Raw genomic sequence first — 25459 nt, 5'->3', positions numbered from 1 at the left:
CGCGATGACCGCCATTGAGCGCTCCATCGAGTGCTTTACCGGGGTGACGCTTGGTGAACTCGCTGCCGCTGTTGACGGGTCGACGCGGGTCGACCGCAAGTACCTGTTGCCGACGGCCGATGCGGTGGAGGTGATCCGCCGCCTTGATGCGAGGACGCGGGCACTCGACTTGGATGGTGTGCGCGGCTCGGAGTACGCCTCGGTCTATTTCGACACTCCTGATCGGCTGAGCTATCGCTTGGCAGCGCAGTCTCGCCGACGCGGTTTCAGGTTGCGCACGCGCGTGTATGCGGGTACGCGCACCGCGTTCTTGGAGATGCGGGCGTGCGGCGGGGGAGGCGCGGCGGTGAAAGATCGCATTCCATATGCCGCGCACCATTTGGGTCGCTTGACCGATGAGGGGCGCGCCTATGCTGCGGAGTCGTTGGCGGGCATGGGGTTTGATCCGGATCTCGAAGCGCTGTTGCGCCCGGCGATGACCACCCGTTACCGGCGCGCCACGCTGCTGCTCGCCGATGGCAGCCGCGCCACGCTTGACAGCGGTCTGGCCTGGATCGACGCTGACGGGCGGTGTCTGTCGTTGCCTGGCCAGGTGGTGATCGAGTCGAAGTCGGTGGCGGGGGCGACCCCGCTTGACAGGGAGCTGTGGCGGGCGGGCCACCGCCCGCAGCGCTTCTGCAAGTTCGGCACGGGAACCGCTGCGCTGCATCCTGAGCTGCCGGGGCAGCGGTGGGAGGGTCTGCTGCGGGGGCCGTTTGCGGCGGCATCGCAGACCGATCCGCGCGTGTTGCGGGGGTGAATGCGGTGCGGGCCGTGCTTGCCGCGCATATCGAGCACAGGCGGTAGTGGCCGGGTGCTCGCTGCGCGCGCGATCCGCCATGTTTGACAGGGCTTGTTGACGGGGCCGAGGCGCACCCGAGGGCGTAGGATGGTCTGATGCGCCGAGCCCTGAGCTCGTCGTTGCCCAAGATCCCCGCTTGCCCCTTGGAGTGAAAGAGAACATGGCTGAACAGTCCCGCCTCGATAAGGTCATCGCCCTCGCCCGCCACCGCGGCTTCGTGTTCCAAGCGGGTGAGATTTACGGCGGTTCGCGTTCGGCCTGGGATTACGGCCCCCTCGGCACCGCGCTGAAGGAGAACATCAAGCGCCAGTGGTGGAAGACCATGGTGCAGAAGCGCGACGACGTGGTCGGCATCGACTCCAGCGTGATCTTGCCGAAGCAGGTGTGGGAGGCCTCGGGTCACGTTGAGGTGTTCAGCGACCCGCTGGTGGAGTGCCTGAGCTGCCACAAGCGTCAGCGCGAAGATCACCTCATTGAGGCGTTTGAGGAGAAGAAGGGCCGCGCCCCCGAGGGTGGGCTCGCCGAGATCGTCTGCACCAACTGCGGCACCCGTGGCCAGTGGACCGAGCCGCGCGCGTTCTCGGGCCTGCTCAAGACCTTCCTCGGTCCTGTCGACGACGAGTCGGGTCTGCACTACCTGCGCCCCGAGACCGCTCAGGGCATCTTCGTGAACTTCGCGAACGTGCTGCAGGCGGCGCGTATGAAGCCTCCGTTCGGCATCGGCCAGATCGGTAAGAGCTTCCGCAACGAGATCACCCCCGGCAACTTCATCTTCCGCACCCGTGAGTTCGAGCAGATGGAGATGGAGTTCTTCGTCGAGCCCGGCACTGACGAGCAGTGGCAGGAATACTGGATGAACGAGCGCATGAGCTGGTACACCGACCTCGGCATCGACCCCGAGAACCTGCGCTTTTACGAGCACCCGAAGGAGAAGCTGTCGCACTACTCGAAGCGCACGGCCGACATCGAGTATCGCTTCGGCTTCCAGGGCAGCGAGTGGGGCGAGCTGGAGGGCATCGCGAACCGCACCGATTTCGACCTGTCGACGCACTCGAAGCACTCCGGCAAAGATCTCAACTTCTTCGACCAGACCAAGAACGAGCGCTACACGCCGTATGTGATCGAGCCTGCGGCCGGCCTGACGCGCTCGCTGATGGCGTTCCTCGTCGATGCGTACCGCGAGGAGGAAGTGCCGAACGCGAAGGGCGGCACTGACACGCGCACCCTGCTGGCGCTCGATCCGCGTCTTGCGCCGGTGAAGGTGGCTGTGCTGCCGCTGAGCCGCAACGAGAAGCTGTCGCCGCTGGCGCGCGAGCTCGCGCAGGATTTGCGCGACGACTGGAACGTCGACTTCGACGATTCGGGCGCGATCGGCCGCCGCTACCGTCGTCAAGACGAGATCGGCACTCCGTTCTGCGTGACCGTCGACTTCGATTCGCTTGACGACAACGCTGTGACGGTGCGCGAGCGCGACACGATGCAGCAGGAGCGCGTGCCGCTGGCTGAACTGCACGGATACCTCGCTGCGCGACTTCGCGGCGCATAGGCGGATCATCTCCGCCGCGTAGCGCGGTGGGGGAGTGCGCTGCTTGCGTGTGTGGGGGCGGATCGCTGTTCCCCTGAGAATGTCAGAGGTATGGGGCAGGATTCTGTAGCGACAGGATCCTGCCCCATTCTGCGAACCGGGCGAGGTTCGGCGAGATGAAGGAGACACTCATGACGGCCCCAGAGCAACCCGTGCAGCCGCCGGCCGCGCCGCAGCAGTGGGCGTGGGCGGCTCCGGCGCCGACGATGCAGACTGTCGAGACCGAACCGCTCGAATATCACCGCTTGCTGCGTGGCACGGCGAATTACCGCTGGTGGAAGCCGCTGCTGCTGGTGCTGCTCGCGGGTGTCTATTTCGGGGTGTTCACGGTCATTCTGACTGTGGTGTTCATTCCGGTCATGATGGTTGGCGATCCGGGCTACTTGAACGATCTCGCTGCCGGCACCACTGAGGTGCTTGATACGCAGCGGCCGCTCTCAGTGCTGATGAGCATGCTCTCGATCATTGTCATGCTGCCCGCGGTGCTGTTGGCGATGTTGTCGATGGGGATGCGCCCTGTGGGGCGTATCTGGTCGGTGGCTGCCCGTATGCGGTGGGGGTTGTTGCTGCGTCTGCTGGGGGCTGCGGTGATTGCGATGATCGCGATGACGGTGGTGAGCATGGCGGCCGATCTCGGGCTGCAGGCGATAGTGGATCCGGCGGCGCTTTCCGCTCCTCCCGCGGAGGCGAGCCGCGACTTCGATGTGAGTGCGGCGCTGGTGTCGTTGCTGCTCGTGCTGGTGCTCGTGCCGATTCAGGCGGCGACGGAGGAGGTCGTGTTTCGCGGCCTGTTTATGCAGGTGCTCGGCTCGTGGCTGCGTAGTCCGTGGCTTGCGATCCTGGTTCCTTCCGTCGCGTTCGCAGCGGCGCATATCTACGATTACTGGGGTCTTGCGGCCGTGGGCACGATGGGGCTGGTGGCTGCCTGGCTGACCTGGCGCACGGGTGGCCTGGAAGCGGCGATCGCGATTCACATCGTCAACAACCTTGTGGGCTTCGGGTTCATGGTGGCCGGTGTTGGTGGGCAGACCGCGCAGACGGCCGATGGGGGCAGCGCGGCAAGTCTTCTGGGCGAGATCGCGGGGCTGGCCGTGTTTGTCTGGCTGAGCCTCAAGGTGTTCCGCCGGGGCGGGCACGGTCGCGCCCGTATTGATCTGGTGCAGGTGCCGGTTGCGGCGCCGGTTGCGGTGGCCCAGTCGGCTGTTGCGCCGACGGTGGCTGCGCCGACTGCATTCGAGCAGCCTGTCCCGCCGCAGCTCGGCACTGAGGTGCCGGCAGAGCCAGAGGCACCGGCGGTGCCGCCCGCACCTCCCCAGTCCAACCCTGATTCAGAGGAGCCCCAGCGTGGTTGACGTCTATGTGATCGGTGGCGGGCTGCCCGAGTTGGCTGCCGCGCTGGAACTTGCCGAGGTGGGGCTCTCTGTGCGCCTCACCAACTGGCAGCCAGAGAGCCCTGTCTCGGATGCCACGGTGGCCCCGGGCCGAACGGTTGCGCACCGCGAACCCCGGGGTGCCTTGCCTGATCCCGAGGGCGTGCTGCGCGAACTGCTGCAACACATCGCAGCCCCGATCGCGCAGGGCGGGCACGCGAATGCTGCGGTGCGCGCAGTGGCGGTTGCGCCCAAGCCGGTGCTGCTGCGCGGCGCGAAGGGTGGCTGGGTGCCGCAGCCCGTTCCCGCTGCGCTCGGCATTCCAGCGGTGCCGATTTCGTCGCAGGCGGTGGCCGTGATCGGCGGCGGTGCGGCGGCGCGCGCGTATCTTGATCGCGTGAAGCCGGTGCTGACGATCGGCAAGGTGCACTCGCTCGGCGAGCTGGTGCGCAGCCGAATGGGCCAGGCCGTGGTGACGAAGCTCGTCGACCCCTTTGTGCGTGAGCGCTTCGGGCTCGCCCCTGATGATGTTGAGGTGGCCGCCGCGCTGCCGGGTCTCAACGAGGCCCTGACGCGCGCGGGTTCGCTTTCCGGCGGGGTGCTCGCCAACTCGGATCGCGATGTTGCACGTGAAACCGGAGTCGTGCCCGAAACCGGTTGGCCGGCCGCGTTCGAAGAGCTGCGGCATCGGCTTGAACTGTACGAGGCGCAGCATGCCTCAGCCCCCGTGTCGGCGTTCGTATCGGGCGCTGACGATACCTGGCGCATCGAAGAGGCCGATGGCACAGTTGTGGAGGCACGTGCGATTGTCACCGGCGTCGATGCGGTCTCGGCGCGGGGCGCCTTGCTGGCAGCGCATGAGCCACTGCGCGAACTGCTGCCGCGTCGCTGGCGGGTGCAAGCAGACGTTGCGGTCGCGGCTGCGCCCGCCGAAGTCGGCGAACATGCTGCGCTGACCGCAGTCGAACTCGCAGATGGCGAGCACTGGGCGATTCGCATCGAACGCGATGCTGAGGGTGCGCACCGCGCCAGGCTCTCGGGGCCCGTCTTCGAATCGGAGGCGGATCGCGATGCGTTGGCGAAGCTCGACCGCGTGGCGGCTGAGGTGCTTGCAGCGCTCGGGCTGACTCAGCAGGGTGCCGTCGAAGCGCAGCTGCGGCTCGCGCCCTACAGTTCCACCGAGTTGCGCGAAGCTGCCGAGGCGCGCCTCGCGTCGGCGCGCGAAGCGGCTCCCACGCTGCTTCCCGTGGGCGAAGCGCTGCACGGCGGCTCGCTCGCCACGGCAGTGGCAGACGCGCGCACCCAGGCTGTGCTGCTGCGCCGCCGCCTCGCAGGCATCGCTGACTAACGCTCTGAGGTGCGGGGCGCTCGGGGCAGGGCACCGGCGGGTGGGTCAAGGTCTAGGTCTAGGTCTAGGTCTAGGTCCAGGGCTCAGGGGATGGGCCTGTGTGCGTGGCGTGCTGCCCGGGAGCGACGGGTGTGCGCGCCATGCTCGGGCCGATGGCTTGTGCCTCGGTGCGCCAAAGGTCTGCTCAGGTGGGCCGACTGATCGGCTTCTTGCAGAGTCCGCGAATCTTACAGAATTCGGGCGGCCGTGACCACCGGGATGCCTGAAGCGGCATGAACAACCTCGCGGGCGGTAGGCTAACCACAGGCAAGTGAATCGCCAACGGCGGGAGGCAGTGATGAAGGGCAAGATCGCATTCGTTCTCGGCGCGGCAGTCGGCTACGTGCTCGGCACCCGGGCAGGCCGCGAACGCTACGAGCAGATCAAGAACGGCGCCCAGAACCTCTGGCAGACGGCCCCGGTGCAGCGCGGTGTAGGCGTGGTGCGCGACGCCGCACAGACCCGCATCGACGAGCTCAAAGCCTCGGCCACGCGTGCCGGCAAGAACGCCGTCGCGGCCTTCTTCCGTGACGACGAGACCGCAGCGCGGCCCGCTTCGAGCACCGCGTCGGCCAAGCCGGTTGCCGATGCAGCATCGGGTGGGCAGAAGGATTCCGGCGGATCCGGCACCTCAAACGGCTCCGACGCCTCCAAGAAGAAAGCGTCCAGCGGCACCGCGAAGTCGAACAGCGCCGCAAAGTCGGCTGGCACTGCGAAGTCGTCTCAGGCCTCCACGGGCTCGAAGAAGCGCAGCTCGGGGGCCGCAGCGAAGTCTGGCGGCGAGGCATGAACCGCAAGAAGGATCAGGCGGGCACCTTCGAGCTCCTGACCCGCCTGCCGCAGCAGATCGTTTCGCTCGCCAAGATCGAGTACGAGAACGCGAAGCGTGAAATCGTTTCGAAGGCCAAGAAGGCAGGCATCGGTGCCGGCGCGATCCTCATCGCCCTGTTCTTCGTGTTCTTCATGCTCGAAGCACTCGTGATCGCTGCCATCGCCGCGCTCGCCCTGGTCTGGCCCTGGTGGCTGGCAGCACTCGTCGTAGCGGCAGGGCTGCTCGTGCTCGCCGCACTCGCGATCCTCGCCGGCGTTGCGCTCATCAAGCGCGGCAACCCCGTTCCCGAGGAAACCCTTGAACGTGTGGGTGACGACATCTCAGCTATCAGCGAGGTGCGGATCAACGCTGACGCCTCAGCACCGCGGCACGCCGGCTCGCAGATGCCGCGCGTCGGCGAGGAAGGAAACTGGCGATGAACGCACACGAGAAGCAGCAGGGCGTCGCTCAGGCCGCGCAGGCGCGCGCCGAACTGTACGACACGCTCGCGCAGTTGAAGGTGCGCCTCAACTACGCCCAGCGCGTCGATGACGCAGTCGATGATGTGAAGCACCGCATCGCCGAGCAGAAGCGTCGCAACCCGCTCGCCTTCGCTGCGGGAGTTGCCGGTGCCGCGGCCATCGCCGGTATCGCCGTCTGGACCGTGACAAGCGCTGTGATCAGGCGCTTCGAGTAGCCGGAGCGGGGTGAACGCAGGTCACAGTTGAGTTGCGTTCCTTCAGCCGCAAGCCCTCGTTTTGCTTCCTGGCAATACGCAGAGTAAGAATAGGGTCAGACGGATTTCCGTCCTAGCCATACCTGAGGGTTCGTTCACGACTGATCGTATGGCTTTTCTGTTGGTGTCGAGTGAGTGGGGTGTATGTCGGGAGAGGCTAAACCGCTCAGCGGCCTGCGGGTGCTCGTGCCCAGGGGCGGCACCTGGGGGGACATCGTCTCCAAGGCGCTGCGAGAGCAGGGTGCCCACACGGTCATCGCGCCGCTCGTAGACTTCGCCCACACGCGCGAAGAAGAAAAGCTCGTCGAAGCGCTGAAGACCCTCGAAGAGGGCGGCTTCGACTGGATGACTGCCACCAGCTCTACAGTCGCCGACGTTCTGCAGCACCACAACGCCGTGATTCCGCCCGAGACGAAAGTCGCCGTGGTCGGCGAAGCCACCGCGGTCGCCTTCCGTGACGCCGGCTACCACATCACCCGCACCCCCGAGCGCGAGAACAGCACCCACGCCCTCCTCGAAGAGTGGCCCGAGATCGACACCGGCGAAGTGCTGCGCGTGCTCACTCTGCGTTCAGACGTGGCGATCCCGGTACTCACCCAGGGGCTCATCGAGCGCGGCCACCAGGTCACCCAGGTGCTCGCCTTCCGCACCGTCGGAGTGCCGGCCTCGGTGCACATCCGCGAAGACATCGAGTCGGGCCGCATCAACGCCGTGCTCGTCGCTTCGGCGAGGATCGCCGAAGAGGTCGCATCGCAGTTCCCCTCGTTCCCCGAATCCACAATCGTGCCCTGCGTCGGCGTCAACACGATCGAAGCGGCAGCAGCCGTGGGGCTTCCCTCGGAAGCCGACGATCCCTCGCACCCGCTCTACGCCACCAAGCGCGCCCTCATCGAGACCGTCGAATCGGTTATCGATCAGAGCGACATGCTCGACTAGATCGCTCAGGACCAGGCCCTGACCTGGCTTTGCCTTGCCTGGCTTTGGCTTGACCGGCATAGCCTTGCCTGGCTTGCCCTGGCCTCTGCCTCCCTTGGCACCTGACTTGCCTGTCTGACCTGCGTGGCCTACCTGCTGTGCCCCCTTGCCCCGCGCCCCACAACGCCGAGAGGCGGATTTCGCAGGTGATCCTTGAGATCAGGCTGCGAAATCCGCCTCTCGATGGGCGTGCTGGGGGCGGCGTGGGGACTCGACCGGCCCACAGAGCAGGGGTGCGTCGGTCCCGGAAGCTCCGGCGGCGCGTTAGTCGCGCACGATGACGAGCTCTTCGAGCGGGAGCCGCGTGCGGGGCGCGGTCTCACGCTCGCGCAGCACCTCTGAAAGCTGCTCGGGGGTGCCGATCGCCCCGATCGCGGTGATCGAGACCGGCACCAGGCGCTCATCGAGGTCGAACGCCGCCTGCAGTGCCTCGCGGTCGAAGCCGCCCATCTGGTGCGTGTAGAACCCGTCGGCGTGCGCCTGCACGGTGAGGTGCGCGACCGCCTGGCCGAGGTCGTACTCGGCCCACGGGCGCGGATTGCCCTCGGCGTCGGCAACCTCGGCGATGTTCACGATGAGAGCGGCCGCCGATACGGCCCACTCGCGGTTGAAGCCGACGAGGGTCTGCTCGACGCGCGCGTAGCTTTCGCTGCCGCGGCGGGCCACGATGAAACGCCACGGCTGCGAGTTGTTGGCGCTGGGTGCCCAACGCGCCGCTTCGAAGACGCTGCGCAGAGCGCCCTCGGGGAAGGCGTGCTCGGCGTCGAACGCTCGCGGGCTCCACCGCTGCGCGAGGGCGTCGAGAACGGGGGCGGTGGTCTGGGCGATGCGCGAACTCACGTGAGTCTCCTTCGAGGTGATGCTGGCGGGCCCTCACTGGCGGGCCCGTGTTCCGCCTCTCTGCAACACGCGATCCGCCGCCGCTATTCCCTCGGGCCCGCGCCCCGCTCAAGAGCCGAGCAGCCAGGCGATCAACGCGATGACGGGCAGCGACGCGAACGTCGTGAGGAAGACCGTGTCCCGCGTCGCCGTCTCCGCGCGCCGATAGGTGGCGGCGTAGTTATACACGTTCTGCGCCGTGGGCAGCGCCGCGATGGTCGTCGCGACGAACACCTCATGAGCGCCCAGCCCGCACAGCACCGCGATCACCCAGGTGATGAGCGGCATGAGCAGCACCTTCAGACCGCTCGCCGCGAACACCGCCGCCCGCCCCGTGCCCCGCTGCAGCGCGCGCTGGCCCCGCAGCGAGATGCCGAAGCTCAGCAGCACCATCGGGATTGCCGCGGCACCGAGCATGTCGAGGGGTGCCATCACGATCTGAGGCACGGGCAGGCCGGTCAGCGCCACGACGAGGCCCGCAATCGACCCGACGATGATCGGATTCGAGAGCGCCCGCCCGAGCGCCACCAGGAAGCCGCGCTGGTTGCCGCGCACGCTTTCGAGGATCGCGAGCACCACCGGAGCGAAGAACAGCAGCTGCACCAGCATCAGCGGGGCCACGTAGGCGGCGTCGCCCAGGATGTAGACCGCGACCGGCAGACCGAGGTTGTTCGCGTTGACGTAGCCCGCGCACGTCGCGCCCAGCGTGGTGCTCGCGAGATCCCGTGTGAACCACAGCCGCGATGCGACGACGAACACGGCCGCGACGATCACGGCTCCCGCGCTTGTCACCAGGATGACAGGCGAGAGGATCACCGCGGGATCGCTGCGGCTCAGCACCGTGAACAGCAGAGCGGGGGTGGCGATGTAGAACGCCACGTTGTTGAGCACGCGCCGTTGATCGCCCTGCACCACCTTGAACAGCGCGGTGAGGTAGCCGGCACCGATCACGCCCAGGATCAGCGCGAAGCCTTGCAGCACCCCCAGCATCGGAGGTCTAGTGCCCTCGGAACGCTTCGGCCAGCCACCACGCGCCCCCGTCTGAGGCGATGCGGGCGTCGAGCACGAGCGGGCCCGACGGGCCGGAAGCGAGCCACTCCCGCACCGCCGCGAGATCGTTGCGATCCCGCACCGTGATGCCCTGCGCGCCGAAACCGCGGGCGATGCTCGCGATATCGACGCGAGGGAACGTCACCGTGCCGAGGTCGGGGGTGACGAAGCCGGGGTCGTCGCTCACGCCGAAGTGATGGATCTCGGCGCCGTAGGCGTCGTCGTTGTAGACCACCACGAGCAGCGGCAGTCCGAGCCGCACCGCGGTTTCGAGTTCGGCGACGCCCATGAGGAAGCCGCCGTCGCCCGCGCCGAGCACCGGCAGCCGGTCCGGCCGTGCGAGCGCCGCGCCCACCGCCGTGGCGAGCCCCAGCCCGATCGATTGGAACGCCTGCGTGAAGCAGAAGCCGTGCTCGTCAGGCGCATCGAGGTAGGCCGACGGGTACCCCATGAAGTTGCCGGAATCGACCGAGACGATGCGCTCAGTGGGAATCAGCGCGTTCAGCTCGCGGCTGAGCACGCGCGGATCGATGCGCGCCCCGGAGTCGCCGACCTCGCCGGCACCGTCTCGCCCGGCTGCGCGTGCGGCCCGGCCCGGCCCGCCGAAATCAGGCGGGTCGAGGGGCACATCGGCCCAGCGGCCCTCGGCGGCGATGCGGGCCGCGATCTCGGGCGTGCGGTACCGCGGGGCGGCGTCGGCCCCGAAACGGGTGAGTTCGCCCAGCACAGCGACTGCAGTCGACGCGACGTCGCCGAGCACCCCGAGATCGATCGGGCGTTGCGCCCCGAGCGCGGACACTTCGAGGTCGATCTGCACGATGCGCGTGTTGGGGCCGATTAGGCGCCCGTGCCGCATGGTCCACATGTTGAGCGCGCACCCCGCGCCGATGATGAGGTCGGCCTCCGAGATCAGCTCGGCCGTGAGCGGAGACGAGAAGCCGCCCGAGATGCCCAGGTCGAAGGGATCGCCCGCGAAGAGCCCCTTCGCCACGGCGGAGGTGGCCAGCAGCGCCCCGGATGCCGAGGCGAGTGCCCGCAGCTCGGGGCCGGCGCCTCGTGCGCCCCGTCCCGCGACGATCACCGGGCGCTCGGCCGACGAGATCAGCTGGACGAGCGCCGACACCGCCTCCGAGTCAGCGCACGGCAGTACGGGGGCCGGGGGTGGGGCAAGCGTGTCGAGAGCCCGCAGCGCGTCGGCTGGCGCGGGCTGCGCCTGCACATCGAGCGGCAAATTGAGCACCACCGTGCGGCGTTCGTCGCGGGCGGTGCGGAAGGCCCGCACCACATCGGGGAGAGCGCTCGCGGCGGAGTGCACGCGGTGCGCCTCGGCCAGCACAGACCGAGCGAAGCCGGGCTGATCCATTGAGAAGTTCGACCCGACCGCCGCACCGGAGGCCTCCGCTGCGAGCACGATGACGGGCGTGCGGCTCTTCGCCGCCTCGCCGATCCCCGTCGCCGCGTTCGTGAGCCCGCAGCCCTGGTGCACCGACACGACTGCCACCGTGCCCGACATGCGCGAGAACGCGTCGGCCATGGTGGCCGCCCCGCCCTCGTGCCGCGCTGCGGTGAAGGGCACTCCGGCCCCCCGCAGCGCGTTCGTCACGGCGAAGTTGCCGGATCCGACCACGCCAAAGCAGTGACCGGCCCCGAGACGCGCGAGTGCGTGCCCCACGAGCTCGGCCACAGTGGTGGGAGCGGACGCGGGAGCGGTTTCGGGCGTCACGCTCGTCCCGGCCCCGGCCCCGGCCCCGGCCCCGGCGACGGCGGCTTCGGCCGGGGCTGCCTCGGCAGGGGCGACGTGTGGCATCAGGCCTCCACGAGGGCGTACACGCGGGCGGGGCTGCCCGTGCCGCCCACGATGGGCAGCGGTGCCACTACGATTGCGGCTCCCGTGGGCGGCAGCAGTGAGAGGTTTTGCAGTGAGGTGATGCCGTACTTGTCGGCACCGAGCAGGTGGTAGTGCACGGGGAATGGCGGATCCAGCTCGGCGCCTCGCCCCGCATCGATGCCGACGGTCTCGACGCCGACGCCCGAGATCTCGGCGCGACCGGCCAGCCAAGCCGCGCACTCGGCCGTGAACCCCGGCGTGTGGGAGCCGGTCTCGTCGGCGTTAAGGAAGGCCTCCTGCGAACCCGAGAAACGATCCCAACCTGTGCGCAGCAACAGCCAGGTGCCGTGCGCGAAAGCGCCGTGCTCGGCCTCCCATGCCTCGACGTGGTGCACGTCGAGCAGGAAGTCGTTGTCGGCCGCGGCCTCGGCCGAGAAATCGAGCACCGCGGCCGGGCCGAACAGGCGCGCGGGCGGAATCTCGGAGACATCATGGCCCTCACGGCCGCTGATCCAGTGGATCGGGGCGTCGATGTGCGTGCCGATGTGCTCGCCCGTGTGGATGTTCGCGTGCTTCCAGAACGGGCCCGGCTCGTTGTACTCGCTCACGGTTTCGAGCGAGAAATCGATGAGGTTGGCAAAGGGCTCGGGCAGTCGCAGTGTCGGGGTCGAAGCCTGCAGCTTGTTCGTGAGATCGACCACGCGCAGCGATCCCGAGCCGATGGCGCCGAGCAGTTCTGGGATGAGGGACATGGATCCTCCTCGTCGAGGTGCGAATATGCGGTGAGCAGTGCCGTTCCAGGCTATCGCGCACCACTGACATCGAGCGCGATCGCGGCTTCCTCCGCGATGACCTCCGAGAGCCTGTCGAGCACCGGGGAGCGCAGGTTCCAGCGCTGCCAGTACAGCGGCAGCTCGAACGCCGAACCCCGCACCAGCTCGACCATGCGATCGCTCGCGAGCGCCTCGGCGCACTGCCGGTGCGGCAGCATGCCCCAGCCCATGCCAAGCTCGACCGCAAGCGCGAACTCGGCCGACGACGGCACCAGGTGGCGGGGAGGTTCGATAGCTGCGTGAGGCCGGTCGCCGTGCCCGGAGCCCGCATCCACGGCACCGCGCACGGCACCGCCCATAACGCGCTCGATGAAGCGCCGCTGAAACATGTCGTGCCGATCGAACTCGATCATCGGCGCCACCGAGAGCGCCTCCGTCGAGACCCCCTCGGAGAAGTGCTCGGCCACGAACGACGGCGCGGCCACCGCGCGGTAGCGGTCCACACCGATGAGGGTCGAGGTGCATCCCGGCACCGCCTCCGCCGTGGCGGTGAGCGCCGCCATCACTTCGCCGCTGCGCAGTCGTTCCGTCGACACCGTCTCATCCGAGCGCACCACCTCGAAGCGGGCGCCCGTCTCCCGCGCCGCCCGCGCCAGCGCCGGCACGAACCAGGTTGCCAGCGAATCGGCGTTCACCACCACCGGGATCAGCGTGCCACCCGACGGCCCCTGCCCCAGCTCCTCGGCCACGTCGTCGAGCACGCGCTCGACCTGCCGGGCGGCCCGCAGCACCGCGGACCCCGCCGTTGTCGTCTCGACGGGGCGCGTGCGGCGCAGCAGCACCGACCCTACCCGCTGCTCCATCGAGCGCACGCGCTGGCTCACGGCCGAGGGTGTGATGTGCAGGCGCCGCGCCGCGCCCTCGAAGCTGCCCTCGTCAATGATGGCGGCGAAGGTGGCGAGGTGCTCGACTGGCAGGTCCACGATGTCTCTTCTCGTTCGAATAGTGGTTGCGGCTTCGCTGCCGCCGATCCGCCGCTCATCCGCCGCTGACCGGCCGCTGTCGCTTCTGCGCGCGCCGAGGCCCCACGTTACCTGAAGCTCAGCTTATGCTGCATCACAATCCGTAGCGCTGCTGAAGTAGCGAAGCTGAGCTGCCCGCCCGTAACGTCGACTGCGTGATCCTTCCCCTCCTCATCGGCGCCGGCAGCGGCCTCTCCCTCATCGTCGCCATCGGCGCCCAGAACGCGTTCGTGCTGCGCCAGGGAATCCGCCGCGAACACGTGCTGCCGGTGGTGCTCATCTGCGGTCTCACCGACGCACTGCTCGAACTGCTCGGCGTCGCAGGCATCGGCCTCGTGGTTGAACGTGCTCCGATCCTGCTCGAAATCGTGCGCTGGGGCGGCGTCGCCTTCCTGCTCTGGTATGCCTGGTCGGCCGCGCGCCGCGCCATGCGACCCGAAGCGCTCGTGGCGGGCGAAGGCCCGGAGGGCTCAGGCAGCAGCCTCAAAAGCACCATCCTCGCCTGTCTCGCCATCACCTATCTCAACCCCCACGTCTACCTCGACACGATGGTGCTGATGGGGTCGATCGGCAACGCGCAGGGCGACCCAGCACGGTGGTGGTTCGTGGCGGGCGGCGCGCTCGCAAGCATCGCCTGGTTCTTCCTGCTCGGCTATGGCGCGCGAGCGCTGACGCGCTTCTTCGCCACACCGCGCTCCTGGCAGATCCTCGACTGGGTCGTCGCAGTGGTCATGCTCGTGATCGCCGCCAGGCTCGTATTCGGCGGCCTCGGCGTGTAGCGCGAAGCGCGATCCGCGATTCGGATCCGCTCAGCCCTTGGCGAGCGCAGCCAGCAACGCGTCGACATCCTCAGGCCGCGTGTCAAAGGCGCACATCAGGCGGTACAGCCCCGGCTCTGTCGGCCACGCACCGAATGCGAACTGCGAACGCACCCGCGCAGCCACCTCGGGGGGCAGCGTCGCGAACACCGCGTTTACCTCCACAGGCTGCGCGATCCGTACCCCCGACAGCGCACCGGAAGCCGCAAGCGCCTCAAGACCCGCTGCGAGCCGCGCCGCCATCGCGTTCGCGTGGCTCGCCGAGCGCAGCCACAGATCACCCTCATACAGCGCGAGCAACTGCGCCGACGCGAAACGCATCTTCGAGGTGAGCTGCAGGTTCATCTTGCGCAGGTAAGGCAGGCCAGGGGCGGATCCGGGTCGCAGCACCACCACAGCCTCCGCGCCAAGGAGCCCGTTCTTCGTGCCACCCAGGCTCAGCAGATCGACGCCGACATCGCTCGTCAGCTCCCGCAGCGAAACCCCCAGCGCCGCCGCCGCATTGCCCAGCCGCGAGCCGTCGAGGTGCAGCACCATGCCGTGCTCGTGCGCCTGGTCGGCGAGCGCTCGGATCTCGTCGGGGGTGTAGCAGGTGCCCAGTTCGGTCGACTGCGTGATCGACACGGCGAGCGGCTCGGCTCGGTGCTCGTTGCCCCAGCCCCACGCCTCGCGCGCCACCAGCTCGGGGGTGAGCTTGCCGCCCGGCGCCTCGACCGGCAGCAGCTTCAGCCCGCCAGTCTTCTCCGGCGCGCCCGTCTCATCGGTGTGGATGTGCGCGGTGTGCGCGCAGATCACAGCACCCCAGCGGGGCAGCGCCGCCTGCAACGCGAGCACGTTCGCGCCCGTGCCGTTGACCACCGGAAACGCCTCAGCGTCGGCACCGAAGAGGGTTCTGGCGAGCTGCTCGAAGCGCTCCGTCCACGCATCACCGCCGTACGCGGGCGCGTGGCCGACATTGGCCGCCGCAATCGCATCGAGCACCTCTGGGTGGATGCCCGCCCAGTTGTCGGAGGCGAAGGAGACGAGGGAGGCGCTGATGTCGTTCACCGCTTCAGCTTATGCCCGGGGCGGAGGCGTCCCATCGAGCCGGCCCACTTGTATCGAGCCGGCCTGCGATTCGCGTGCATTCTGGGCCGACTCGATACGAATAGGTCGACTCAGCGGGGTTGCGCCCAGAGCAGGCATCCACCGATCGGTGGATGCGAGGCGACGTGAAGATCCCTCTACCGGGCGCTATCGATGTGCGCAACGGCAGGCCAGAGTGGAAGCATGAACACTCACCCCAGCGCGCACGGCGCAGCCGCGATCCGCGTCAGAGGCCTGACCAAGAACTACCGCGAGCGGAGCGTGCTCGCCGGCATCGACCTCGATATCGCCCCGGGCGAGACCTACGCGCTGCTCGGCCCGAATGGGGCAGGCAAGAGCACCACCATCGAGATCCTCGAAGGTATCCGCCGCCCCGACAGCGGCGAGGTGCGCGTGCTCGGCGAGGAGCCGCTGGGGGCGCCCCGCTCGTGGCGGTCGCGGATCGGCATCGTTGCCCAGAGCACCGACGATCTCGGCCCCTACACGCCGCGCGAGCTCATCGCCCACTTCGGAGCGCTCTACCCTCGGCGACGCAGCACCGATGAGGTGCTCGAGCTCGTGGGGCTCACCGAGCACGCGAGCAGGCGGGCGAACAAGCTCTCTGGCGGTCAGCAGCGCCGCCTCGACGTGGCGCTCGGTATTGTCGGCAGGCCCGAAATGCTGTTCCTCGACGAGCCCACCACAGGCTTCGACCCTGAGGCGCGCCGGCAATTCTGGAACATGATCTCGGGGCTCAGTGACGAGGGCACCGCGATCCTGCTCACCACCCACTACCTCGACGAAGCAGCGCATCTTGCCCACCGGGTGGGCGTGCTCTCAGGGGGGCGGATCGTGGCGGAAGCCCCGCCCGCAGAACTCGGCGGGCCGCAGGCGCGAGTGCCCGTGGTGAGCTGGCGCGACGCGGCAGGGGTGCGACACGAGCAGCGCACGGAAACGCCGGGCCTGTTCGTGGCGAGCCTGTGCGAGAGCGCTGGGGCGGGCCTTCGCGATGGGGGCGGATCTGACAGCGCCGGCGGGGCGGCCGGATTCGCCGGTCTCGAGCCCGTCGAGCTTGAGGTGCGCAGGCCCTCGCTCGAGCAGATCTACCTGGACCTCATCGGAGGGTCAGATACCCAGGAGCGGCAGGACGCCGCGCAGACGCCGAACGGAGCAGCACGATGACCGCAGCACGAAACCAGGCGCCGGCAGTGGATGGACCCGGTGAGATGCGGGCAGGGGCCCGTGCCGGCGGTGCGACGGCACTGCCCGATCCGCCATCCCCTCAGCATCGCAGCGTGGGCGCACCGTCGATTCTGCGTGCCGGGCTCGCCTCGATCGGCTTAGAGCTGCGCGCCTACTTCCGCACACCCGACACGGTGTTCTTCACCTTCCTGTTCCCCGTCTTGATGCTCGGCATCTTCGGCGTCGCTTTCGAATCTGCGGGGGAGATCGCGCCCGGCGTCACCATGGCCGACTACTACCTGCCCGGCATGATCGCCGCAGGTTTGCTGCTCACCGGCGTACAGAACCTCACCGTCGACATCGCGCGAGAAAAAGGGGAGGGGTGGCTGCGGCGGCTGGGCGGCACGCCGGTCTCCCCGGTGTCGTACTTCATCGGCAAGGCCGGCATGATTTTGGTTACCTCCATCGCGCAACTCGGGCTGCTGCTCGCCTTCGCCGTGCTGGTGCTGGGTGTGGAGCTGCCCACGGAGCCGGAGCTGTGGGGGCGTTTCGCCTGGCTGTTCCTGCTCGGGATCGTGACGATGACACTGCTCGGCATCGCGCTCTCGGCGGTGCCGCGATCCTCGCGCAGCGCAACCGCGGTGGTGCTGCCGATCGTGCTGCTGCTGCAGTTCATCTCGGGCGTCTACCTGCAGTTCTCGATGCTGCCGGAGTGGCTGCAGAATATCGCCTCCGCGTTCCCGTTGAAGTGGCTGGCGCAGGGGATGCGATCGGTGTTTCTTCCCGAGAGTTTCGCCGCAGCCGAGCCTTCGGGGGCGTGGGATCTGGGCCTCGTCGCGCTCAACCTGGCGGTGTGGCTGGTGGTGGGTCTGGTGCTCAGCCTCATAACGTTCAGGTGGCAGCGCCGCTCGTGAGCTGGTGTGGCCCGGGCTGCTCGGGCTGCTCGGGCTGCTCGGGATCGCCGGGGTTCTGCCTAGGTTGCATCGAGGTCACCTGTGTGGCCCTTTGCAGGCACGCGAAACGACCACATGGGTGACTTCGATGATCAATGACGGATCGCGTGAGGTCTGCGCGCCGTCAATGTCAGAGGCCCGTGAGAGAGTGAAACCATGAACGCACAGCACCACACCCCCGAGAACGAGCGGCCTCGCCGCCCGGTGCTGCGGTGGTGGGATCTCGGCGTTGCGGCCACCCTCGTGGTGCTGGCCGCGATCGGCGGGATCGAGCTGGCCTCCGAAGCGCCGTTCACGCCGCCCGAGATGGCCGTGGAGTTCGGAGTGCTCGCACTGGTGGGGGCTTGGTACGTGGCCCTGGGGCGCCCGGCCCTGCACCGTGCCGCAAGCGGTGAGGGGGCTCAACGGGTCGACTTCATCTTCCTGGGGGTGCTGGTGCTGCTTTGCGGCCTGGCCGCATTCGTCATGCCGAGCTATGCCACGCTGCAGACGATCGGTTACCCCATGATCTGGACGATCGTGGCGCGCTACCGCGACGCGATCATCTTGAGCGCAGCTTTTGCGCTCTCCGTGGGGGCCGGCTTCTTCGCGGGGCTTGCTCCTTCCGGCCTTGCTGACGCGCTGAGCGGAACCGCGGTGCTCGTGGTGCTCTCCTTCGCCTTCGCAGTGGCCATGGGCACCTGGATCACCCGCATCTTCGAGCAGGGCGAGCAGTACCGGCAGGTGGCAGAGCGCCTGCGCGCCTCGCAGGCGGAGGTGGCGCTGCTCTCAGAGCAGGCCGGGGCCGGGCGCGAGCGAGAGCGTCTGTCGCAGGAACTGCACGACACCCTCACGCAGACCCTCGCAGGCCTCGTGATGCTTAGTGAGCAGGCGGATCGCGCGCTCGCCGCCGGCGACACGGAGCGGGCGCGGGATCGCGTCGCGCGCGTCGAGTCGGCGGCTCGAGAAGCGGTTGCCGAGGCGCGCGCTTTGGTAGCGACCACGCACCCGCTGGGCGACGGAGGGCTCGAAGCGGCTATCGAGCGGGTCGTGGCACGCTTGCGAGCCGACGCCGGGCTCGATGTGAGCTGCGAACTCGAGACGGTGCCACTCGACCGTGAGCGGCAGGTGGTGCTGTTGCGGGCGGTGCAAGAAGGGCTTGCGAATGCGCGCCGGCACGCCGGCGCCTCGCGGGTGCATGTGCGCCTCGTCGCGCGTCCAAAGGGTGGCGCGTTGCTGCACATCGACGACGACGGGGTAGGGCTGCCTGGTGGCGGTGCCGCGGAGGCAGGCGACGGGGGCGGGGGATTCGGGCTGAGCGGCCTGGCAGCCCGAGCGCGAAGCGTCGGCGGGTCTGTGGTGTTCGAGGCATCGCCGCTCGGCGGAGCCCGCCTCGAAGTGATGCTCGACGAAGCGCGAGAGGCGAATGGGGTGGGCGCATGATCCGGGTCATGGTTGTCGATGACCACCCCATTGTGCGGGCGGGTATTGTGGGCCTGCTCGACACCGAACCCGATTTTGAGGTGGTCGCCGAAGCCGAGTCCGGTGAACAGGCGATCGAGTTGGTTCCAGAGATGCTGCCCGACGTTGTGCTCATGGATCTGCGCATGCCCGGCATGGGCGGGGTCGAGGCCACGCGGTGCATCGCAGCCATGTCGTTGGAGCCGGGTGCGGAGCCGGGATCGACCGGAGCTGAGAGGGCGCCCGGTGCGGGCGGTAGATCCGCTCAGCCGGTGCGGGTGCTCGTCTTCACCACCTATGAAGACGACGACCAAATTCTCGCGGCGATCGAGGCCGGCGCTGGCGGGTATCTCGTGAAGGCGGCGCCCGCCGCCGAACTCGCGGCGGGCGTGCGCGCCGTCGTCGCGGGGCAGACAGTGCTTGCGCCCTCCGTTGCTGCAGCCCTGGCGATGGCCGCCCGAGGTCGAGCGGTCGTGCCCGAGGCAGCGCCCGCCAGTGGGCCTGCGGTCGTGCCCAGCGGCGACGTGGCGGAGGGGCGGGTGCCTGCAAATTCGGCGGCAGAGGGTCTCCGCTCGGCGCCGCGGCTCACTGCGCGCGAGGCTGAAATCGTGGGGCTGGTGGCAGAGGGGCTGAGCAATCCTGAGATCGCTGCGCGACTCTTCATTGGCGAATCCACCGTGAAGACGCACCTGTTGCACGTGTTCGAAAAGCTCGAGGTCTCTGATCGCACTCGCGCCGTGATCCGCGCAATGGAGTTCGGCCTGATCTGAGCTCTGGGGTCTCAGGCTTGAGCCCTGAGCATGGGGACAGGGCCGGGAACCAAGAGAGTTTTCCCACGGTTCCGCACAGCCCGGCGAAGGGGCTGTGGATAATTACATCGTTGTAATTCCCGGCGCGCAGCCGGGTAGATCCGCATGAAAATGCGGCAGGAGGCGTGGCAGCACGACCTTTTTCGTGATCCGCGCAGCTCCTTCCCCACAGGCTCCCTCCCGCCTGTGGATAATTACACCGTTGTAATTCACACCCCGGTCTTGACGCCGCCGCTATTGGTGCGTAGGTTCATTAGTGAAGTAATGAACCAAAGAGCCGCGGTGGATCCGGATCCGCCAGTCTCTCCCACCAGAACGGAGGCGCCGGATGTTCGATGACACGCGCCCCATCTTCCTGCAGCTCGCCGATCGCATCGCCGACGACGTGCTGCGGGGGGTCTACGCCGAGGAGGAACAGGTGCCCTCCACGAACGAACTCGCCGCGCACCTGCGCATCAATCCCGCCACGGCGGGCAAGGGTCTAAACCTACTTGTCGAGCGCGGCGTGCTCTACAAGCGCCGCGGCATCGGCATGTTCGTCGCTCCCGGTGCCCGCGCACTCATCGCGAATGAGCGCCAACAGGCCTTCGCGCAGCGATTCATCGCGCCACTGCTGACCGAGGCCCGCAGCCTCGGTCTCGGAGCGCATGACGTCATCCGCCTCATTGAGCAGCAATCCGGCCCTCACCAGGCCGCGCCACCCATCGTCGCCCCGTTCGCGGCGCAGCAAGCGAAGGAAGAACAATGACCGCACCCATCATCGCCACGCGCGGCCTCACCCGCCGCTATCGGGGCACCGTCGCGCTCGAAGACGTGACCCTCGACATTGAGCCCGGTGTGATCACGGGGCTCCTCGGCCGCAACGGCGCTGGCAAGACGACGCTCATGTCGCTCATCACCGCGCAGGATCGGCCGAGTGCCGGCACGGTCAGCGTGAACGGCCGCGAACCGTTCGAGCATGCCGACATCATCGAGCAGATGTGTTTCGTGCGCGACAACCAGCGCTACCCCGATGATTACAAGCTGAAGCACGCGATCCGCGCGGCCGCGATCTTCTACCCGAACTGGTCGCAAGAGGTGGCGGAACGGCTGGTTGAGCTGTTCCGCATTCCGACGAAGCCGATCGTGAAGAAGTTCTCGCGTGGGCAGCTGTCGGCGCTCGGCATCGTGCTGGGCCTCGCCTCGCGGTCACCCATCACCTTCTTCGATGAGCCCTATTTGGGTCTCGATGCCACAGCCCGCGGCATCTTCTACGACGAACTGCTGCGCGACTACGCGGCACACCCGCGCACGATCATCCTCTCGACGCACCTCATCGATGAGATGGATCGCCTGCTCGAACGCGTGATCGTGCTGGATCAGGGACGTGTCGTGCGGCACGCCGACGTCGACGAGCTGCGCGGCGGCGCCTATCAGGTGGCGGGCAAGGCGGCTGCGGTCGCCGAGTTCGCCCGGGAGCGTCGGGCCCTTTCGCGCCGCACCATCGGGGGGCTCGGCACGGCCGTCATCGAGGGCGTGCTGGGAGAGGCGGATCGGGCAGCGGCCGCCGCCGGCGGTCTCGAGATCACACCGGTGTCTCTGCAGGACCTCGTTGCCGCTTACGGTCTCGGAGATCTCGCGGAGTCCGCCGGCGATGCGGATCTCGAACTCGCCACTGTTTCGCCGCTCACCGGAAGGAGCGCATCATGAACCGCATCGTCAAGGTGACACGGTTGCACCTCAACAAGCTCGGCACCTACACTCTCACCCCGCTCATGATCCTGGCGGTGGTGATGCTGGTCTCGATCATCATTCAGATCGCGATTCAGCGCGGCACCGGCCTCGGCCCCTCGTCGCCCGGCTACGCCGAGAACGCCCGCTGGAATCAGGCGATCGTGTGGTCGCTCCCGGGTTTCCTCGTCTACTACGGGGTGCAGGCCATCGCGACGACCTACCCGTTCGGGCTGGCGCTCGGTGTGACGCGCCGCAACTTCATCTTGGGCACCATGCTCGCGAACGCAGTTCAGGCGGCATACGTGGCGGTGGTATTGCTGGTGCTGCTCGGGCTCGAGCTTGCGACGAATCACTGGTTCATGGGTCTCTACGTGCTCGACGTCTACGCGACGGGATCAGGCAACCCGCTGATCCTGGGGCTCGGCGCATTCCTGGGCACCCTGTTCTGCCTCACCGTCGGCGGCCTCTTCGGCGCGGTGTGGGTGCGGTTTGGGCCGAAGGGCCCGGCGGTCATGGGTTTGGCGCTGGGCCTCGTGCTTGCCCTCTTGCTGCTGCTGTTCGCCCCGCAGCTGGGCGAAATCATCGCGGCCACCACCGGGGCATCGCTCGCGCTTGCTTCGATCGTGGTGATGGCGATCGCGCTCGTGGGCACGTGGTTCGCGATGCGGCGCGCCTCGGTGCGGTAGCGGGCGCGGGAGCCGCGATCCACCATCTCTTTCTCTGAGATGGCGGATCGCGGCTCTGCTGCTGCGCTCAGACGGTGAGCGCGGGGGTGGCGCCGTCGGTAAAGGCGTTCTTCGGCACGAAGCAGAGCAGTGCGGCTGCGACGAGGGCGGTGACGCCGCAGATGGTCCACACGGTGACGTAGCCGGCGAGGGAACCGGCGGTGCCCTCCGCGGCGGCCCCGGTGGCACCGTGCATGAGTGCGATGCCGAATGTTGCCGAGGCGACCGCCCCGCCCACGGTCTTCACCGAATTCGTGAGACCTGTTGCGACGCCCGTCTGCGTGGCTGGGGCGGCTGCGGCCGCGGCTGCGGGGAGCGCCGCCACGAGCGCGCCGGATCCGGCACCCGCGATCATCATGTTCACGGTGACCTGGAGGTAGCTCTCGTGCAGCGGCAAAAACAGGAGATAGCCGACACCCACCAGGCAGGCCGCGCCGATGAGGGTGACTCGCGGCGTTGCCCACCGCGCCACCTTCGGAAAGATAAGCGCGCCCGCGATCATCGCCACTAGGTACAGGCCGATGATGAGCGAGGTGGTGAAGCCGCTGGTACCGAGCCCGTAGCCGTACACTGCGGGGTCGGTGCGCGCGAAGGTGGAGAGTGGGGCCTGTGCTCCCAGCACGCTGACACCGAAGAGGCCTGCGGTGAGAAACACCGGCGCAAGCGCGGGCGAGCGGAACATGCGCACGTCGATGAGCGGATCCGGGTGCCGCAGTTCGAACAGCACGAACGGCACGATCAGGGCGACACCCAGCACGGTGACCAGCCACGCTGCCGGATCGGCGGGGCCGTTCAGACGCAGCAGGCTGAGGCCGCCGGTGAACGCGATCAGTGCGAGCGAGACGAGCACAAGCCCCGTCAGATCGAGGCGCCCACCAGGCCGGAGATCGCTTTCGCGCACCCCGAACGCCACCACCACGAAGCAGGCCGCCACGAAGAGCGCCGGCACCACGAGCACGATCTGCAGCGGCAGCGCGTCGATGAGTTGACCGCCGAGAAGCGCGCCCAGAATCGCCCCGAGTTCGAGAAATGCCACCAGGATGCCGGCGGCGCGTGCGGTGAGCAGCGAAGACCCTTCGCGGCCGCGACTGCGCGACCAGATGATTGCAATCTCGAGCGGCAGCCACACCACGTAGAAGCCCTGCAACGCCCAGGCAATCAGGAACACCGCGAATGAATCGGTGAAGGGCAAGGCGAAGGAGGCGATCGCGGTGAGCGCTGTGGACCACAGCAGCATGCGCTTGTGGCCGAACATGTCGCCGAGCTTCGCGAAGGCGGGCACCACGAGCGCTGACAGCATGAGCTGACTGCCCTCGAGCCAGTTCACGTCGGCGTCATGCACCCCAAGGTGCCTGGCGATGTCGGTGAGCATGGGCGTGTAGTAGCCCTGCAGGATGCCGCTCGTGAACTCGATGAAGGCGAGGAAGCCGACAACGCCGGCGAGCGCTCCCAGTCGCACGCGCGGCTTCGCCGCAGCGGGGGAGGTCTGCTTTGCCGGGGTCACGCAGGTAGCCCCTCGATGAGGCGGCGATGGAACAGCTCACCGCGTGCAAGCTCTGCAACTGCGACGCGCTCGTCAACGCCGTGGATCGTGGCGCGCTGTTCGGCGTTCATCATGAGCGGAGCGAAACGGTAGGTTGCCGGGGCATAGCGGTGAAAGTAGCGGGAGTCGGTCGCGGCAAGCGTCACATAGGGCACGGCGACCGCGTCCGGGTGGGAGGCCCTGAGCGCGGCGGCGATCAGGGCGAACTGTGGGCCGTCTGATGGCGACTCGGGCGACGCGTCGTTGCCTTCGAGCACGTCGACCGAGACGGCATCGTCGCCGATGCGACGGCGCAGGCGCTCAGCAGCACCCGCAACCGTCTCGCCGAGGGCGAGCCGCAGATTGAGGGTGGCGCTCGCCTCTGAGGGCAGCACATTGTTGGCTGTGCCGCCGGCGAGTCGGGTGGGGGCGATGGTGGTGCGCACGAGCGCAGCTGCCTCACCGCCGAGCGCCGCGAACACGCGCGCGTTGAGCCAGGGCCAGGAGGCGAGCAGCCGGTACAGCGGGCGCCCGATGCCGCGTGAACGCGGCGCGAACAGGCCGAGCATGCGCGGGATCGCGCGGGGCGCACGGGCGCGGAACGTGCCCGGCGTGAGCCGGTTCACCGCACGGGCGACACGGCCCACAGCAGTGAGCTCTGGCGGCACCGAGGCGTGACCGCCATCGCCCCTGGCGCTGATCCGCACAGTGGCGATGCCCTTCTCACCCACACCCACCATGCCGGCGGTGCCCGTGACGAATGGCAGCGGCGCGTCGGTCACGGCACCGCCTTCGTCGAGCACGATCCACGGCCGCACGCCTCGTTCGTGCAGTGTGTCGGAGATGGTGCGCGCGGCGGCCCCGAACGTCTCCTCATTGCCTCCGAATGAGAGCAGCACGTCTCGTGCGGGCGTGAAGCCTGCCGCGAGGAGGTTCTCGACAGCTTCGAGCACCACGAGCAGCGGACCCTTGTCATCGAGGGCGCCGCGGCCGTGCACGAAGCCGTCCTCGATGCGCCCCTCGAATGCGGGGAATCGCCAGTGATCGCTCGGGTCGACGGGCACGACGTCGTAGTGCGCCATCAGCACCGCGGGATCGGCCGAGCTGCCGCGCCCCTGCCAGCGGAACAGCAGGCCGAAGTCGGTGATGCGCTCGCGCTCCAACTGCTGGTGCGTGAGCGGGTAGAGCTCTTCGAGCAGGGCCACGAAGTCTTCGAAAGGCTGTGAGCCGCGCTCTTCGAGTTCTGCGGAAACCGTGGGGATGCTGATCATGCGCGAAAGGCGTGTTTCGGCACCCGGTCGGGGAGTGACATCAACGTTGGCTGTCATGGCGCCAGTCTAGGGCGTGTCTCGTGCATCGTCGCCGTTGTCGTCGCCCTTGCAAGCAGCGCCGGGGCGGGGTGCCTGCCCCGCCCTAGCCACCGCTACTTCTGCTCTGCCGCCTCGCGCCAGCCCTTCTCCTTCTCGATCCACTCGTTGTCCTGCGGGAAGTCTTCCTCGCTGGTGATGCGGCGCACTTCGAGCTTGTTGCCCGGGCCGAGCGGGCAGCGTTTGGCCCACTCGATGGCCTCCTCCTGGGTGGGTACGTCGAGCACCCAGAAGCCGTTGAACTGCGACTCGGTGGTGCCGTAGGCGCCCTGGGTGACGAGTGGGGGGTGGGTTGAGAAGTCGACGACGGCGCCCTCGGCCGGCGGGGTGAGGCCGTCGCCGCCAGCCATGACACCGGCTTCGATGAGCGATTCGTTGTAACGTCCCATGGCCTCGATGATCTGCTCGAAGGGCACGTCTTTCGAGGCCTGCAGTGCTTCGTCGGTGGCGCGCATGATCAGCATGTATTTCATGGTGAACTCCATTCGGTTCGGGTCCTGATTCGACACTGCCACTGCTGGGTGCCGATGGGAACCCTCAAATTGCCGCCGCGCATACGAACAACTGAGCCCCGGGTCGCAGCTCCTTATGAGATGAGGCTGCGATCC

25 protein-coding genes are annotated in these 25459 nt (G+C 68.1%); 16 read left to right on the top strand and 9 right to left on the bottom strand.

The features are described from left to right. The first annotated feature begins 4 nt into the window (after positions 1–4). The 8 genes from WFI54_RS08430 to WFI54_RS08395 all read left to right on the top strand — a co-directional run bounded on the left by WFI54_RS08430 (position 5) and on the right by WFI54_RS08395 (position 7666). Complete coding sequence (locus tag WFI54_RS08430; protein ID WP_336652348.1) at positions 5–799, top strand: polyphosphate polymerase domain-containing protein; 795 nt, start codon at positions 5–7, stop codon at positions 797–799. 202 nt (positions 800–1001) lie between these two features. Next, positions 1002–2387, top strand: coding sequence for a glycine--tRNA ligase (locus WFI54_RS08425; RefSeq protein ID WP_336652347.1), 1386 nt, complete (start codon positions 1002–1004; stop codon positions 2385–2387). A 170-nt stretch (positions 2388–2557) separates the two neighbouring features. After that, positions 2558–3778 (top strand): CPBP family intramembrane glutamic endopeptidase, encoded by a 1221-nt coding sequence (locus WFI54_RS08420; protein ID WP_336652346.1) that lies wholly within the window; start codon positions 2558–2560, stop codon positions 3776–3778. After that, positions 3771–5144 (top strand): hypothetical protein, encoded by a 1374-nt coding sequence (locus tag WFI54_RS08415; protein WP_336652345.1) that lies wholly within the window; start codon positions 3771–3773, stop codon positions 5142–5144. The genes WFI54_RS08420 and WFI54_RS08415 overlap by 8 nt, the downstream gene beginning before the upstream one ends. Before the next feature lie 337 nt (positions 5145–5481). After that, positions 5482–5973: a YtxH domain-containing protein gene (locus WFI54_RS08410; protein WP_336652344.1), complete on the top strand. Its 492-nt coding sequence runs from the start codon at positions 5482–5484 to the stop codon at positions 5971–5973. Then, entirely contained in the window at positions 5970–6434 is a 465-nt protein-coding gene (locus WFI54_RS08405; RefSeq protein WP_336652343.1) for a phage holin family protein, read from the top strand. The genes WFI54_RS08410 and WFI54_RS08405 overlap by 4 nt, the downstream gene beginning before the upstream one ends. Further along, positions 6431–6691: a DUF3618 domain-containing protein gene (locus WFI54_RS08400; RefSeq protein ID WP_336652342.1), complete on the top strand. Its 261-nt coding sequence runs from the start codon at positions 6431–6433 to the stop codon at positions 6689–6691. The genes WFI54_RS08405 and WFI54_RS08400 overlap by 4 nt, the downstream gene beginning before the upstream one ends. Before the next feature lie 183 nt (positions 6692–6874). Continuing rightward, complete coding sequence (locus WFI54_RS08395) at positions 6875–7666, top strand: uroporphyrinogen-III synthase (RefSeq protein ID WP_336652341.1); 792 nt, start codon at positions 6875–6877, stop codon at positions 7664–7666. A gap of 303 nt (positions 7667–7969) precedes the next feature. Here WFI54_RS08395 and WFI54_RS08390 read toward each other — a convergent pair whose 3' ends face one another. From WFI54_RS08390 to WFI54_RS08370, 5 genes are all read right to left on the bottom strand, one after another. Continuing rightward, entirely contained in the window at positions 7970–8545 is a 576-nt protein-coding gene (locus WFI54_RS08390; protein WP_336652340.1) for a nitroreductase family protein, read from the bottom strand. 108 nt (positions 8546–8653) lie between these two features. After that, positions 8654–9574, bottom strand: coding sequence for an AEC family transporter (locus WFI54_RS08385; RefSeq protein ID WP_336652339.1), 921 nt, complete (start codon positions 9572–9574; stop codon positions 8654–8656). Positions 9575–9581: 7 nt separating this feature from the next. Continuing rightward, positions 9582–11441: a thiamine pyrophosphate-binding protein gene (locus WFI54_RS08380; protein ID WP_336652338.1), complete on the bottom strand. Its 1860-nt coding sequence runs from the start codon at positions 11439–11441 to the stop codon at positions 9582–9584. Continuing rightward, positions 11441–12214 carry a cyclase family protein gene (locus tag WFI54_RS08375; protein WP_024357060.1) on the bottom strand — a complete coding sequence of 258 codons (774 nt, stop codon included), beginning with the start codon at positions 12212–12214 and terminating at the stop codon, positions 11441–11443. The genes WFI54_RS08380 and WFI54_RS08375 overlap by 1 nt, the downstream gene beginning before the upstream one ends. Positions 12215–12264: 50 nt before the next feature. Next, positions 12265–13218 (bottom strand): LysR family transcriptional regulator ArgP, encoded by a 954-nt coding sequence (locus WFI54_RS08370; protein ID WP_336652337.1) that lies wholly within the window; start codon positions 13216–13218, stop codon positions 12265–12267. Positions 13219–13412: 194 nt separating this feature from the next. On the opposite strand from WFI54_RS08370, the gene WFI54_RS08365 reads away from it, so the two are divergent. Next, positions 13413–14036 (top strand): LysE/ArgO family amino acid transporter, encoded by a 624-nt coding sequence (locus WFI54_RS08365; RefSeq protein WP_336652336.1) that lies wholly within the window; start codon positions 13413–13415, stop codon positions 14034–14036. Positions 14037–14066: 30 nt separating this feature from the next. On the opposite strand, the gene WFI54_RS08360 is transcribed toward WFI54_RS08365, so the two are convergent. After that, positions 14067–15122 (bottom strand): threonine aldolase family protein, encoded by a 1056-nt coding sequence (locus tag WFI54_RS08360; protein WP_336652335.1) that lies wholly within the window; start codon positions 15120–15122, stop codon positions 14067–14069. A gap of 222 nt (positions 15123–15344) precedes the next feature. Between WFI54_RS08360 and WFI54_RS08355 the strand changes: the two genes are divergently transcribed. The 7 genes from WFI54_RS08355 (at position 15345) to WFI54_RS08325 (ending at position 21923) form a co-directional block, all read left to right on the top strand. Beyond that, positions 15345–16322, top strand: a complete 978-nt coding sequence (locus WFI54_RS08355; RefSeq protein WP_336652334.1) for an ABC transporter ATP-binding protein — start codon at positions 15345–15347, stop codon at positions 16320–16322. After that, positions 16319–17236 (top strand): ABC transporter permease, encoded by a 918-nt coding sequence (locus WFI54_RS08350; protein WP_336652333.1) that lies wholly within the window; start codon positions 16319–16321, stop codon positions 17234–17236. Before WFI54_RS08355 ends, WFI54_RS08350 begins: the two co-directional genes overlap by 4 nt. Before the next feature lie 195 nt (positions 17237–17431). Then, positions 17432–18697: a sensor histidine kinase gene (locus WFI54_RS08345; protein WP_336652332.1), complete on the top strand. Its 1266-nt coding sequence runs from the start codon at positions 17432–17434 to the stop codon at positions 18695–18697. A gap of 8 nt (positions 18698–18705) precedes the next feature. Next, on the top strand, positions 18706–19485 hold the full coding sequence (locus WFI54_RS08340) for a response regulator transcription factor (RefSeq protein ID WP_336652331.1): 780 nt from the start codon (positions 18706–18708) through the stop codon (positions 19483–19485). A gap of 367 nt (positions 19486–19852) precedes the next feature. After that, positions 19853–20272 carry a GntR family transcriptional regulator gene (locus WFI54_RS08335; RefSeq protein WP_336652330.1) on the top strand — a complete coding sequence of 140 codons (420 nt, stop codon included), beginning with the start codon at positions 19853–19855 and terminating at the stop codon, positions 20270–20272. Then, on the top strand, positions 20269–21213 hold the full coding sequence (locus WFI54_RS08330) for an ABC transporter ATP-binding protein (RefSeq protein ID WP_336652329.1): 945 nt from the start codon (positions 20269–20271) through the stop codon (positions 21211–21213). Before WFI54_RS08335 ends, WFI54_RS08330 begins: the two co-directional genes overlap by 4 nt. After that, a complete protein-coding gene (locus WFI54_RS08325) occupies positions 21210–21923 on the top strand; it encodes a hypothetical protein (protein ID WP_336652328.1) in 714 nt (237 codons plus the stop codon). Before WFI54_RS08330 ends, WFI54_RS08325 begins: the two co-directional genes overlap by 4 nt. Positions 21924–21990: 67 nt before the next feature. Here WFI54_RS08325 and WFI54_RS08320 read toward each other — a convergent pair whose 3' ends face one another. The 3 genes from WFI54_RS08320 to WFI54_RS08310 all read right to left on the bottom strand — a co-directional run bounded on the left by WFI54_RS08320 (position 21991) and on the right by WFI54_RS08310 (position 25324). Beyond that, positions 21991–23466: an MFS transporter gene (locus tag WFI54_RS08320; RefSeq protein WP_336652327.1), complete on the bottom strand. Its 1476-nt coding sequence runs from the start codon at positions 23464–23466 to the stop codon at positions 21991–21993. Next, complete coding sequence (locus WFI54_RS08315; RefSeq protein ID WP_336652326.1) at positions 23463–24812, bottom strand: M20/M25/M40 family metallo-hydrolase; 1350 nt, start codon at positions 24810–24812, stop codon at positions 23463–23465. Before WFI54_RS08315 ends, WFI54_RS08320 begins: the two co-directional genes overlap by 4 nt. Positions 24813–24907: 95 nt before the next feature. Next, complete coding sequence (locus tag WFI54_RS08310; RefSeq protein ID WP_336652325.1) at positions 24908–25324, bottom strand: YciI family protein; 417 nt, start codon at positions 25322–25324, stop codon at positions 24908–24910. Positions 25325–25459 lie beyond the last annotated feature (135 nt).

The organism is Leucobacter sp. MMO-125 (assembly GCF_037148395.1).
GTDB lineage: Bacteria > Actinomycetota > Actinomycetes > Actinomycetales > Microbacteriaceae > Leucobacter.
Note: the sequence above shows the minus strand (reverse complement) of the source record. Positions and strands in the feature narration are given on the sequence as shown.

Coding starts and splice junctions, on each gene's coding strand:
- WFI54_RS08430 (WP_336652348.1), top strand. CDS start 5: ATGACCGCCATTGAGCGCTCCATCGAGTGCTTTACCGGGGTGACGCTT.
- WFI54_RS08425 (WP_336652347.1), top strand. CDS start 1,002: ATGGCTGAACAGTCCCGCCTCGATAAGGTCATCGCCCTCGCCCGCCAC.
- WFI54_RS08420 (WP_336652346.1), top strand. CDS start 2,558: ATGACGGCCCCAGAGCAACCCGTGCAGCCGCCGGCCGCGCCGCAGCAG.
- WFI54_RS08410 (WP_336652344.1), top strand. CDS start 5,482: ATGAAGGGCAAGATCGCATTCGTTCTCGGCGCGGCAGTCGGCTACGTG.
- WFI54_RS08405 (WP_336652343.1), top strand. CDS start 5,970: ATGAACCGCAAGAAGGATCAGGCGGGCACCTTCGAGCTCCTGACCCGC.
- WFI54_RS08400 (WP_336652342.1), top strand. CDS start 6,431: ATGAACGCACACGAGAAGCAGCAGGGCGTCGCTCAGGCCGCGCAGGCG.
- WFI54_RS08395 (WP_336652341.1), top strand. CDS start 6,875: ATGTCGGGAGAGGCTAAACCGCTCAGCGGCCTGCGGGTGCTCGTGCCC.
- WFI54_RS08385 (WP_336652339.1), bottom strand. CDS start 9,574: ATGCTGGGGGTGCTGCAAGGCTTCGCGCTGATCCTGGGCGTGATCGGT.
- WFI54_RS08380 (WP_336652338.1), bottom strand. CDS start 11,441: ATGCCACACGTCGCCCCTGCCGAGGCAGCCCCGGCCGAAGCCGCCGTC.
- WFI54_RS08375 (WP_024357060.1), bottom strand. CDS start 12,214: ATGTCCCTCATCCCAGAACTGCTCGGCGCCATCGGCTCGGGATCGCTG.
- WFI54_RS08355 (WP_336652334.1), top strand. CDS start 15,345: ATGAACACTCACCCCAGCGCGCACGGCGCAGCCGCGATCCGCGTCAGA.
- WFI54_RS08350 (WP_336652333.1), top strand. CDS start 16,319: ATGACCGCAGCACGAAACCAGGCGCCGGCAGTGGATGGACCCGGTGAG.
- WFI54_RS08345 (WP_336652332.1), top strand. CDS start 17,432: ATGAACGCACAGCACCACACCCCCGAGAACGAGCGGCCTCGCCGCCCG.
- WFI54_RS08340 (WP_336652331.1), top strand. CDS start 18,706: ATGGTTGTCGATGACCACCCCATTGTGCGGGCGGGTATTGTGGGCCTG.
- WFI54_RS08335 (WP_336652330.1), top strand. CDS start 19,853: ATGTTCGATGACACGCGCCCCATCTTCCTGCAGCTCGCCGATCGCATC.
- WFI54_RS08330 (WP_336652329.1), top strand. CDS start 20,269: ATGACCGCACCCATCATCGCCACGCGCGGCCTCACCCGCCGCTATCGG.
- WFI54_RS08325 (WP_336652328.1), top strand. CDS start 21,210: ATGAACCGCATCGTCAAGGTGACACGGTTGCACCTCAACAAGCTCGGC.
- WFI54_RS08315 (WP_336652326.1), bottom strand. CDS start 24,812: ATGACAGCCAACGTTGATGTCACTCCCCGACCGGGTGCCGAAACACGC.
- WFI54_RS08310 (WP_336652325.1), bottom strand. CDS start 25,324: ATGAAATACATGCTGATCATGCGCGCCACCGACGAAGCACTGCAGGCC.